Below are 11,757 nucleotides of genomic sequence, written 5' to 3' on the forward strand. Positions count from 1 at the left end.
CGGCGTGCTGTTGCTCACTTCAGGTCACTCGCCTTGATGTAGCCGGAGTCCACCATCTCCGCCTTGTAGTTGGACTTGTCCACGCTGACCGGCTTCAGGAGATACGAGGGGACGACCTTCTTGCCGTTGTTGTAGGTCGTCGTGTCGTTGACCTCGACCTTCTTCTTGTTCAGCATGGCGTCGGCCATCTGCACGGCCTGCTTGGCGAGCGCCCTGGTGTCCTTGTAGACGGTCTGCGTCTGCTGGCCCGCGATGATCGACTTCACCGATGCGACCTCGCCGTCCTGCCCGGTGACGATCGGGTAGGGCTTGGCGCTGGTCCCGTATCCGTCCGACTTCAGCGACGAGAGAACACCGATCGAGATGCCGTCGTACGGGGAGAGCACCGCGTCGACGTCGGCCGACGAGTACGCCTTGGTGAGCAGGTCGTCCATCCGCTTCTGCGCGGTGGCACCGTCCCAGCGCAGGGTGGTGGCCTGGTCGAGCTTGGTCTGCTTGGAGCGGACCACCAGCTCCTTCTTGTCGAGGTACGGCTTGAGGGTCTTCATCGCGCCGTCCCAGAAGTAGCGCGTGTTGTTGTCGTCGGGCGATCCGGCGAACAACTCGATGTTGAAGGGGCCCTTCTTGGCGCCGCTCTTGAGCCCCAGCTTGTCGATGATGTACGTGGCCTGGAGTACGCCCACCTTCTCGTTGTCGAAGGACGCGTAGTAGTCGACGTTCGGGGTGCCGAGGATCAGCCGGTCGTAGGAGATCACCTTGATGTGCTGGTCGGCGGCCTGCTGCAGTACGTCGGACAGCGCCTTGCCGTCGATGGCCGCGACCACCAGGACGTCCACACCCTTGGTGATCATGTTCTCGATCTGCGAGACCTGGTGGTCGACGTCGTCCTCGCCGTACTGCAGATCGGTCTTGTAGCCCAGCGCCTTGAACTGCTTGACCATGTTGTTGCCGTCGTTTATCCAGCGCTCCGACGACTTCGTCGGCATGGCGATGCCGATGGTGGATCCCTTGCCGCCGGTCTTGGTCTCCTTGCTGCCCCCGGAACTGCTCTGGCCGCAGGCGGCGAGAGCGAGGACCAGGGATCCGGTGACGAGGGTCATTGCGGTGCGGCGTGAGTGTCGCATGGCGGTCATCAGTCCTTCTCGGGGGAGGTGGAGACGCTGAAACGGTTGAGGGTGCCGGGCAGCCGGGAACCGAGCGGTGACATCCCGCCGTCCGCGCCGTGCCGGGCGAGCAGATCGAGGGCGAGCCGGCCGCGGCGGACCCGCTCGCGGGCGGTGTTGAGCGTGTGCTCACGCAACTGGGCGCCGTACGGGTAGATGCCGGGCGACTTGGAGAGACCGAACTTCAGGTAGATCGGGGCGCCGCGCCGGATCAGCTCGGCGGCCTCGTACATCCGCACATAGCCGCCGAGATCGTCGGGCGCCTCGATGTAGAGGTCCATCGGAGCGGCGGAGACCCGCCGGATCTCGGTGAAGTGGGCGAGCGTGAGGTCGGAGGGGATGTTGATGGAGTCGGCGCCGAGCTGCTCGAACACGGCGAACGAGGCCGGGTTGACCGGGCCGACGAGCGCCGAGACCTTGAAGGTGGTGTCGGCCGGGATACCCCCCGCGCTGCGCAGCCGGTGCAGTGACCAGAGCACTCCCTCGTCCGCGACCAGCAGGCACTTCACGCCCAGCTCGGTGGCGCGCACCGCGTCCTCCAGCGAACCGGCCAGCGCGTCGTGACCGCGGGCGCGCAGCCCGCCGCCGCCGGAGTCCGTACGGGTGGACGCGCCGATGTCCCAGGTGCCGCGCGGGCCGGTGAACAGGCACAGTTCTATGTCGCGCTCGGCGCAGGCCCCCACCATGTCGGTGATCTCGGTGTCCGTGAGCATCCAGACGCCGCTGCCCTGGCTGATGCGGTGGATGGGCACATCGAGCTTGGAGGACTCCTTCAGTACGACATTGAGCGCCTCCGGCCCCTCGACGGAGGGGACTTCGGTGCGCCAGCCGCCACCGTCGGGGAAGCGCGCGGTGGATGCGTCGGCCGGCTGGAGTGCGGGCGCGTCGAGGCCGAGTGCGGCGAGGGCCTGTTCGCCGGGGCGGCGTGGGGTGGTGGCTGATGCGTCGATCACAGGCAGGTTCCTTGCATACTCGGTGAGACGTTCGATATGTCGGACGAGGTTCGGATCCAACGGCGTGCGGCCGTACGGCACGGCGTACGTTTCATGGCCGCAGCAGCACCTTCCCCGTCTTGGGGTCCCCGCCGCCGACGAGCGCGACGGCGTCGGCGTACCGCTCGAGCGGGAATTCGTGGGTGATCATCGGGCCGGGGTCGAGGATCCCGGCGGTGAACGCCCGGACCGCGAAGGCCCAGGCGGCGCTCGGCGCCCCGAAGATGCTCCGCACGGTGAGCTGGCTCAGCGACAGATGCACCGGATCGATACCGGCGGCTCCCGGGGTGAACATCCCGGTGAGCACCACCTGGCCGCCGCGCCGCGCCAGCAGGCAGGAGTCAGCGGCGGTGCTGGGCGCGCCGGCCGTCTCGACGACCAGGTCGTAGCGGCCGCGTACCGCTGCCGACTCCTCCGGCGTACGGGCCTCGGTGGCGCTGAACTCCAGTGCCCGCGCGGCCCGTTCGGCCCGCGGGTCGATCACGGTCAGCTCCGCGGGCGAGGTGGCGGCGAGCAGTTGCACGGCGAGCAGCCCCAGGGTGCCCGCACCGACCACGGCGATCCGCTCGCCGGGCTCGGGGCGTGCGGCGCGCACCGCCGCGGCCACCACGGCCGCGGGCTCCAGCAGCGCCGCGGCCCGCAGGTCCGCGCCGTCGGCCAGCAGGTGCAACAGCCGGGCCGGCACGACCAGGTGGTCGGCGAACCCGCCGGGGCAGGTAAAACCGGTCTCCGCGTACCCGGCGACGCACAGCGAGGTCTCGCCGCTCCGGCACCGCTCGCAGGTACCGCAGGACCGGAAACCCTCGGCGACGGTGCGGCGCCCGACGAGGGAGGAGTCCACCCCGGCACCGACCGCCTCGACGGTCCCGGCCCACTCGTGGCCGGGGACGACGGGATAGCGGACGTACCCGGGGTCGCGGTGGCCGTCGTACACCTCGCGGTCGCTCATGCAGATGCCGGCCGCGGCGACCCGGACGCGTACCTCACCGGGTCCCGGCTCCGGAGTCGGACCGCTGACCAGGCGGTGCACCCCCGGAGCGTCGACGACGACGGCGCGGCCGGTGCTCACTCGGTGGCCTTGGGTGCGCGCTTCTCCCAGCCGTCCGCCCACAGGTCGAACCGGGCCTGCTGCTGGGGGAATTCGGCGGCCGCGTCCACATCGAGCTCGACGCCGAGGCCCGGTTCGTTCGACAGCTCGAAGTAGCCGTCCACGACCTGCGGCGCGCCCTTCACGACCTTCTTGATTTCGGCGTCGGCGAAGTCGTTGAAGTGCTCGAGGATCTTGAAGTTCGGGGTGCAGCCCGCCACTTGCAGGCTGGCCGCGGTCAGCACCGGTCCGCCCACGTTGTGCGGGGCGACCAGCATGTAGTGCGTCTCGGCGGTCGCGGCGAGCTTCCTGGTCTCCAGGATGCCCCCGATGTGGCCCACGTCCGGCTGGATGATGTCGACGGCCTGCGACTCGAAGAGCTCCCGGAACTCGATCCGGTCGTGGATGCGCTCGCCGGTCGCCAGCGGAGTGTCCACCTTGGCGGCGACCTTCTGCAGCGCCTTGAGGTTCTCCGGCGGCACCGGCTCCTCCAGCCAGGCGGGTTTGAAGGGGGCGAGCTCGCGGGCCAGGCGCACCGCGGTGGACGGCGAGAACCGTCCGTGCATCTCCAGCATCAGCTCGGAGTCGGGGCCGATCGCGTCGCGCACCGCCTCGATCAGCGAGATCGAGTAGTTCGTCTGCTGCTGGTCCAGCTCGAAGTGCCCGGTGCCGAACGGGTCGATCTTCAGGGCGCGGTAGCCGCGCTCCATGACCGTGCGGGCCGCCTTGTGGTAGGCCTCGGGCGTGCGCTCGGTGGTGTACCAGCCGTTCGCATACGCCTTGACCCGGTCGGTGACCTTGCCGCCGAGCAACTGCCAGACCGGGACGCCGAGGGCCTTGCCCTTGATGTCCCAGCAGGCCATCTCGACGACGGCGATGCCGGACATGACGATCTCGCCTGCCCGCCCGTAGTCGCCGTACTTCATCCGCTTGACCAGGTCCTCCACTGCGAACGGGTCGGAGCCCGCGATGTGGTTGACCTCGGCCTCGCGCAGATAGCCGATCAGTGCGTCGGTGTGCCCGAGCATGCGGGTCTCACCGACACCGGTGAGGCCTTCGTCCGTGTGGACCTGGACGTAGGTCAGGTTGCGCCAGGGCGTCCCGACGACGTGGGTGGTGATTCCGGTGATTCGCAAGGCAGGTGCCCCCGGGGTTGTCCGTGGTTGTTCGGTAGTCGACGTTCGATATCTCGTCTTACGTTCGAAATCCTGGCGTGACCGTAATCGCGTGATGCATTCAACGTCAATGCCTCCGTCCACCCCGGTTTCGACGACTTGTCGTGGACGTGTCGCGGGTGTTGACGGGGTGGCGTGCGGGACGGCATGCTCCCACCGGTCGAAATATCGAAGGTCGTCCGAAATATCGAACAATCCGGGAACATGCCCATCGAGTTCGAGGAGCGCCAGTCCATGACGCACATCAGCCGTCGCACGCTCATCGCCGCGGCGAGCGCCGCGCCGTTCGCCTACGCACTCGGGAGCGCCCGCGCCGCGAGCGCCGCCCCGAACCCGGCGGCCACCACCGCGGCGCTCCCCGGCCCCGCCGCGCACTGGGCCTTCGACGAAGGCTCCGGCAGCACCGCGGCCGACGCGGCCGGAAACGGCAACCCCCTCACGCTCACCGGAAAGGCCGGCTGGGGCGAAGGCAGGACGGGTGCGCACAGTCTCGACACCACGGCCACCGGGTCCGCCGAACGGTCCGGCCCGGTCGTCGACACCTCGGGCGCCTTCTCCGCCTCCGCCTGGGTCCGGCTCTCCCGCGCCGACGGCTACCAGACCTTCGTCTCCTGCGACGGCGCCGCCGTCAGCGCCTTCTTCCTCCAACTGCGTGCCGACACCGGCGCGTTCGCCTTCACCCGGCTGCCCGCCGACTCGACCGACGCCAACAACGCGGCAGCCGTCGCCGGCGCCACCTTCGCCCCGGAGACCGGCACCTGGTACCACCTCCTCGGTGTCGACGACCCGGCGGAGAAGACCGTCAAGCTGTATGTCAACGGCATCCTGGAGGGCGAGGCCGACTACAGCAGCGGCTGGAAGAACACGGCAGGCAGGACCGCCGTCGGCCGGGGCTTCTTCGGCGGCGCACCCGTCGACCAGGCGTACGCGCTGATCGACGAGGTCGCCGTCTACGCCACCGCGCTCACCGCCGACCAGGCAGCGGCCCTCGCCGGCGTCGACCCCGCCGACACCCGGCCGCTGCTCACCATCGACACAGCCGCGCACGGCCCCACCGTCAGCCCGGAACTCGGCGGCATCTTCTTCGAGGACATCAACCACAGCGGCGAGGGGGGCCTCTACGCCGAACTCGTCAACAACCGCAGCTTCATGGCGGCGAGCACCCCGCTGCACTGGAGCGCGACCGGCGCCGGCGCCATCACCATCGACACCTCCGTGCCGCTCAACACCGCGCTCACCCAGTCCCTGAAGCTCACCGTGGCCGCCGCCGGCGACGGCATCTCCAACGAGGGCTTCTGGGGCATACCCGTCCGGCCCCGCACCACCTACCGCGCCTCGCTGCACGCCAGGGGCGGCTATCGCGGCCGCCTCACCGTCTCCCTCGTCGGCAAGGACGGCACCGTCCACGCCACCGCAACCACCGCGCACGTCGGCGCGGACTGGCAGCGGTACGACCTGAAGCTCAGGACCGGCGCACACGCCCCCACCACCGCGGACGCGGTGCTCAGAGTCACCACCGACTCCGGGGCCGCGGCCGGCGACACCGTCTGGTTCAGCCAGGTCTCGCTCTTCCCGCCGACCTACCGCAACCGCCCCAACGGCCTCCGGGTCGACCTGGTCGAGAAGCTCGCCGCCCTGGAACCGGCCTTCCTGCGCTTCCCCGGGGGCAACTACCTCGAGGGCAACGTCATCGCCGACCGCTTCGACTGGAAGAAGACCATCGGCCCCGTCGAAGAACGCCCCGGCCACCGGAACTCCGCCTGGGGCTACTGGTCCACCGACGGGCTCGGCCTGCTCGAATACCTCCAGCTCACCGAGGACCTCGGCTGCGCCCCGCTGCTCTGCGTCTTCGCCGGCTACGCGCTACGCGGCGCCCATGTCACCGGGGACGCGCTGAAGCCCTTCGTGCAGGACGCCGTCGACGAGATCGAGTACCTCATCGGCTCCACCTCGACCACCTGGGGCAGCCGCCGGGCGGCCGACGGCCACCCGGAGCCGTTCCCCCTGAAGTACGTCGAGATCGGCAACGAGGACTGGTTCGACACCTCGGGCTCCTACGAGGAGCGGTACGCGGCCTTCTACGACGCCATCCGGGCCAAGTACCCGCACCTCAAGCTCATCGCGACCACCCCGGTGTCCTCCCGCCCCTACGACCTGATCGACGAGCACTACTACCAGTCGCCCTCGGCCTTCCAGCACGGCTCGCACAAGTACGACAACCGCGACCGCACCACCCCCAAGGTCTTCGTCGGAGAATGGGCCTCCCAGCAGGGCCGCCCCACCCCGAACCTCAACGCGGCGCTCGGCGACGCCTCCTGGCTCACCGGCCTGATCCGCAACTCCGATCAGGTGCTCATGGAATCCTACGCCCCGCTCTTCAGCCACGTCAGCGACAACACCTGGGCCACCAACCTCATCGCGTACTCCCCGCTGACCAGCTACAACTCGCCGAGCTACTACGCCCAGCAACTCCTGCGCACCCATCGGGGCTCGGTGGTGGTGCCGACCACGGCCCGGGCCCTGCCGGGCCTCAACACGGTGACCACCCGCGACCCCGCGACCGGCCGCCTCTACGCGGCCGTCGTCAACTTCGGCTCCACCGCCCGTACGACGGACATCGTCATCGCCGGCGCCGCGAAGGTCCGGGCGAAGGGCAGCGTCACGGTGCTCGCGGGGACCGCCCCCACCGACACCAACACGCTGACCGACCCCGAGCGGCTGGTCCCGGTGACCCGCAAGGTCACCGGCATCGCGCCGTCCTTCCCGTACGTCTTCCCGCCGTACTCGGTCACCGTCCTGGAGGTGGGCACGCACCGCTAGGCTTGCCCCATGGGTGATCTCGGGGCGGGCTTCGGTTATCTGGTGCAGGGCCAGCGCTGGGTCGGCCGACACGGCAGGCAGTACGGCTTCGGGCTGCTGCCCGGCCTCATCACCCTGGTGCTCTACGTGGCCGCGCTGGTCGCGCTCGCCTTCTGGGCGGACGACGCGGCCGCGTGGGCCACACCCTTCGCCGACGACTGGGGTTCGCCCTGGTCGGCCCTCTTCCGTGGCGCCCTGACCGTGCTGCTCTGGGCGCTGGCCCTGCTGCTCGCCGTCGTCTCCTTCACAGCGGTGACGCTGCTGGTGGGCCAGCCCTTCTACGAGACGCTCTCCGAACGGGTCGAGGAGTCCGAGGGCGGCGAGGTCCACCGGTCGGGTCTGCCGCTCTGGCGGGAACTGTGGATCTCCGCACGCGACAGCCTCCGCATCCTGGTGCGGGTCACCTTCTACGGAATTCTGCTCTTCGCGGCGGGCTTCATCCCGGCCGTCGGCCAGACCGTCGTCCCCGCGATCGGTTTCTGCGTCACCGGTTTCTTCCTCTCCGAGGAGCTCACAGCGGTGGCGCTGCAGCGCCGTCGCATCGAGTTCCGGGAAGGACTGGCACTGCTGAAGGGACGCCGACTGCTGGTACTCGGCTTCGGGGTCCCGCTGGCGGTGGCCTTCGTCGTACCGGTCGTCGCAGTCTTCCTCATGCCGGGCGCGGTGGCCGGCGCGACCCTGATGTCCCGCGAACTGCTGGGCGAGTCTGCACCTACCCCGGTTCGGGACGAGACGGACACAGCTGCACACGGAGTCTGACGGAGCAGAGTCGGCCCCTCCGGCGCTTGAGGAGGGGGCCCGGGCAGAGCCCCGAAAACCACCCGCTACCGCACCGCGAACCCGTACACCGTCTCCGACGCGTAACCGTCCCCCGGCCGCAGCACCGTGCTGGGGAACTCCGGCCGATTGGGCGCGTCCGGAAAGCCCTGCGTCTCCAACGCGACACCGTCACCGGGCCCGAACGGGCCGTCGCCGAGATGGTCGCCGGTGTAGAGCTGGAGCCCCGGCTCGGTGGTGGTGACCGTCAGCACCCGGCCAGAGCCGGGGTCGTGCAGCTCGGCCGCGTCCGTCCCGTCGAGTACGAAATTGTGGTCGTACCCCGCACCCACCTTCCGCGGCTCGCGGAAGTCGAAGCGGGTACCGGCGACGGGGGCGAACTCACCGGTCGGAATGAGGTCGTCGTCCACGGGCGTCAGCCGCGAAGCGCTGATCCGCAGCTCGTGGCCGGCCGCGCTGCCGGACCCGGCACCGGACAGATTCCAGTACGTGTGGTTGGTCAGGCTGACGACGGTCGGGGCATCGGTGGTCGCTTCGTAGGCGATCCGCAGGGCGCCGTTCTCGTCCAGGCTGTAGGTCGCCGAGACGGCCAGCCGGCCCGGGAAGCCCTCCTCGCCGTCCGGGCTGACGCGGGAGAGCCGCACCCCGTGCGGGCCGACGGGCTCCGCGTCCCAGACGTGTTTGTCGAAACCCCGGTCACCGCCGTGCAGGCTGTTGGGCGGATTGTTGCGGGCCAGCTCATACGTCCGCCCGTCGAGGGTGAAGCGGCCGCCGGCGATCCGGTTCGCGTACCGGCCGACCAAGGCGCCGAAGTACGGACCCGGGCAGGCCAGATAACCGGCCAGGTCGGGGAAGCCCAGCGCCACATCGGCCGACGCGCCCACGCGGTCGGGCACCTCCACCGACTGCACGATTCCGCCGTACGTGAGGACGCGCACCCGCGTGCCACCCCGCTCCAGGGTCCAGCGGTGGACAGGGGTGTCGTCTGCGAGACGGCCGAAGGGCTCCGGATGCGCGCTGCTCATGATCGTGACCCTACGCCGGAGGCCGATCGGCCGTGACATTGCGGTAGGCGATCTCCGCCAGCCGCCGCTGGCCGTCCTTGCTGGGGTGGAACCAGTCCCAGCGGCTCAGCTGGCCGCCGGTGAACCGGTAGTCGAAGACCGCCCCGCCGTCGTACCTGCAGTGCCGGTAGCCGGCGCAGACGTCCTTGAGCACCGTGTTGTAGGCGATGACCCGCTCCCGCACGGTGTCGCGCCGCTGCACGGCGGCCGGATCCATCGCATCGGCGTCCCGCAGCATCGACGCGCAGAGCCCCAGCTTCCAGATCTGCTTGCCCAGTGGGTTGCCGCGCCCCTGTGACCAGAGCCGCTTCAGGTCCGGCACGCTCGACACGTACACCTCGGCACTGGGCAGCCTGCTGCGCAATCGTTTCAGCACCGTCTCAAACGATGTTCGGAATTCATCCACCGGTGTCATGTGCGAAACGGAGTCCCGGCAGGCGTCATTGGCGCCCGCCATGACCGTCACCAAGGCGGGCCGATGTGTGGCCGCCGCGTCGATCTGGCCGGGCACATCGGCCATCCGGGCCCCGGTGCGCGCGTCGTTCCAGCTCTTGTCCGCGCCGAGCCGGACGGCGAGACTGCGCACCGCGGGGTTCTTGCCGGTCGACCAGGACACCGAGGGACAGTCCGAAAGGACGGTGCAGGCATCGAAACCGCGGGTGATGGAATCACCCACCGCAGCCACCGAATCGGGGCTGGTGTCCCAGGTCGGAGTGGGTGAGGCAGACGGGTGACGGTCCTGCGAACCGGGCCCGGCAGCGCCACCGGAGGCGTCACAGCCGGCCTGCGCGCCGAGCAGGACGAGCAGCCCCGCCGTCGCACCCGCGACGGCGGAGCGGCTGCGCCGGTTCCGGGCGGTTCCCCGCATGCTCTGGCCCCTCCAAGTGGCGGACCCTGGTGTCCTGCCGAGTGAAAGCTCTGTGTCCAACGGCCCCCGGACCGACAGTACGGCACACCTCCGGGGCCGCCGCGCGGTAGCTTTTTCCCGTCGAACCAGTGACAACTTCACTCACCCACAGCTCCGGAGCTCCGGCATTCCCGAAGCTCCCAGGTTCCCAAGCAGCTACATTCCCGAAAAAATACATCCCGTCACATAGTGTCCCTTTTCAGGAGATTAACCCCGATGCTGTTTACTGTTGCACCCCGGGGCGGAACGGGCGAGTGGCCGCTGGGGAAAGCGAAACTCGAACCGCACTGGAGGTCCCGGTGACGACACGTGGAGTTCTTTACGTGCACTCCGCGCCGCGCGCGCTGTGCCCGCACATCGAATGGGCGGTGGCGGGCGTTCTCGGCGTGCGGGTGAATCTCGACTGGGTCAGACAGCCCGCCTCACCCGGCACCTGGAGAGCGGAGTTCTCCTGGAAGGGCGAATCGGGCACCGCGTCGAAACTCGCGTCGGCGCTGCGGGGCTGGAATCTGCTGCGCTTCGAGGTGACGTCCGAGCCCTGCCCCGCCGCGGAGGGCGAGCGCTACAGCGCCACACCCGAACTCGGCATCTTCCACGCGGTCACCGGCATCCACGGCGACATCCTGGTCCCCGAGGACCGGCTGCGGGCCGCGCTCACCCGGTCGCTGGGCGGCGAGAGCGACCTCGAGGCAGAGATCGCCAAGCTGCTGGGAAAGCCGTGGGACGACGAGTTGGAGCCGTTCCGATACGCGGGTGAGGGCGCACCGGTGCGCTGGCTGCACCAAGTCGTCTGACCCGTCCTACGGTGGAGTCATGGCTGACCACACTTCAGTAGCTGTCCTCGGCACGGGCATCATGGGCGCCGCGATGGCCCGCAACCTCTGCCACGCCGGACTCGACGTACGGGTCTGGAACCGCACCCGGTCCAAGGCCGAGCCGCTGGCCGCGGTCGGTGCCCGGGTCACCGGGACGCCCGCCGATGCGGTGGAGGACGCGGACGTGGTCCTCACCATGCTGTACGACGGCGCCGCGGTCCTCGACACGATGAACGACGCCCTGGCGTCGCTGCCCCCCGGCGCGGTGTGGCTCCAGTGCACCACGGCGGGCACCGAGGCGATCGCCCCGCTGGCCGGTCTGGCCCGCACGCACGGCCTGGTCTTCGTGGACGCCCCGGTCCTGGGCACCAAGGCCCCTGCGGAAAAGGGCCAACTGACCATCCTGGCCGCCGGCCCCGAGTCGGTACGCGACGTGGCGGCCCCGGTCCTCGAAGCGGTCGGCAGCAAGACGGTCTGGGTCGGTGACGACGGCGCCACCGGAGCGGCCACCCGGCTCAAGCTGGTCTGCAACAGCTGGGTCCTCACCCTGACCCACGGCACCGCCGAGGCACTGGCGCTGGCCGCCGGCCTGGGGGTCGACCCCGCGCTCTTCCTGGATGCGGTGAGCGGCGGCTCCCTGGACTGCGGCTACCTGCACCTGAAGGCCGACGCGATCCTCACCGGGAACTACACCCCGAGCTTCTCGGTCACCACCGCCGCCAAGGACGCCCGCCTCATCGTCGAGGCCGGCCGCGCCGCGGGCGTCCGCCTGGACGTGGCAGCGGCCGGCGGCGACCGGTTCCGGCGGGCGGAGAGCCTGGGCCACGGAAACGACGACATGGCAGCGTCGTACTTCGCCAGCTTCGAGGCCTAGCAAACGCCGGAGGGGCTCGACTGTGCGCAAGCGCACAGTCGAGC

Annotated in this window: 10 protein-coding genes; 4 read left to right on the forward strand and 6 right to left on the reverse strand. The window is 69.9% G+C overall.

From position 1 onward, the window contains the following. Window positions 1-14 precede the first annotated feature (14 nt). The 4 genes from chvE to AB0M87_RS31370 form a co-directional block, all read right to left on the reverse strand. Window positions 15-1,124 (reverse strand): multiple monosaccharide ABC transporter substrate-binding protein, encoded by a 1,110-nt coding sequence (gene chvE / locus AB0M87_RS31355; protein ID WP_365859021.1) that lies wholly within the window; start codon window positions 1,122-1,124, stop codon window positions 15-17. 8 nt (window positions 1,125-1,132) lie between these two features. Next, entirely contained in the window at window positions 1,133-2,116 is a 984-nt protein-coding gene (locus AB0M87_RS31360) for a hypothetical protein (RefSeq protein WP_365858992.1), read from the reverse strand. A gap of 91 nt (window positions 2,117-2,207) precedes the next feature. Then, a complete protein-coding gene (locus tag AB0M87_RS31365) occupies window positions 2,208-3,224 on the reverse strand; it encodes an alcohol dehydrogenase catalytic domain-containing protein (RefSeq protein WP_365858994.1) in 1,017 nt (338 codons plus the stop codon). Beyond that, a complete protein-coding gene (locus AB0M87_RS31370; RefSeq protein ID WP_365858997.1) occupies window positions 3,221-4,378 on the reverse strand; it encodes a mandelate racemase/muconate lactonizing enzyme family protein in 1,158 nt (385 codons plus the stop codon). Before AB0M87_RS31370 ends, AB0M87_RS31365 begins: the two co-directional genes overlap by 4 nt. Window positions 4,379-4,621: 243 nt before the next feature. Between AB0M87_RS31370 and AB0M87_RS31375 the strand changes: the two genes are divergently transcribed. Together AB0M87_RS31375 and AB0M87_RS31380 are read left to right on the forward strand one after the other, a co-directional pair. After that, a complete protein-coding gene (locus tag AB0M87_RS31375; protein ID WP_365858999.1) occupies window positions 4,622-7,237 on the forward strand; it encodes an alpha-L-arabinofuranosidase C-terminal domain-containing protein in 2,616 nt (871 codons plus the stop codon). 9 nt (window positions 7,238-7,246) lie between these two features. Continuing rightward, the gene (locus tag AB0M87_RS31380; protein ID WP_365859001.1) at window positions 7,247-8,035 is read left to right on the forward strand and encodes an EI24 domain-containing protein; all 789 of its coding nucleotides are present in this window, start codon (window positions 7,247-7,249) and stop codon (window positions 8,033-8,035) included. A 65-nt stretch (window positions 8,036-8,100) separates the two neighbouring features. Here AB0M87_RS31380 and AB0M87_RS31385 read toward each other — a convergent pair whose 3' ends face one another. After that, window positions 8,101-9,078 (reverse strand): aldose epimerase family protein, encoded by a 978-nt coding sequence (locus AB0M87_RS31385; protein ID WP_365859003.1) that lies wholly within the window; start codon window positions 9,076-9,078, stop codon window positions 8,101-8,103. 10 nt (window positions 9,079-9,088) lie between these two features. Next, window positions 9,089-9,985: an SGNH/GDSL hydrolase family protein gene (locus AB0M87_RS31390; protein WP_365859005.1), complete on the reverse strand. Its 897-nt coding sequence runs from the start codon at window positions 9,983-9,985 to the stop codon at window positions 9,089-9,091. Window positions 9,986-10,323: 338 nt separating this feature from the next. Here AB0M87_RS31390 and AB0M87_RS31395 point away from each other — a divergent pair, with 338 nt between their 5' ends. Beyond that, window positions 10,324-10,818, forward strand: a complete 495-nt coding sequence (locus AB0M87_RS31395; RefSeq protein WP_365859007.1) for a DUF3145 domain-containing protein — start codon at window positions 10,324-10,326, stop codon at window positions 10,816-10,818. Beyond that, window positions 10,778-11,713, forward strand: a complete 936-nt coding sequence (locus tag AB0M87_RS31400; protein WP_365859009.1) for an NAD(P)-dependent oxidoreductase — start codon at window positions 10,778-10,780, stop codon at window positions 11,711-11,713. Before AB0M87_RS31395 ends, AB0M87_RS31400 begins: the two co-directional genes overlap by 41 nt. The last annotated feature ends 44 nt before the right edge of the window (window positions 11,714-11,757 follow it).

Origin of the sequence: Streptomyces sp. NPDC051320 (assembly GCF_040682175.1) — a bacterium.
Taxonomy (GTDB): Bacteria; Actinomycetota; Actinomycetes; order Streptomycetales; family Streptomycetaceae; genus Streptomyces.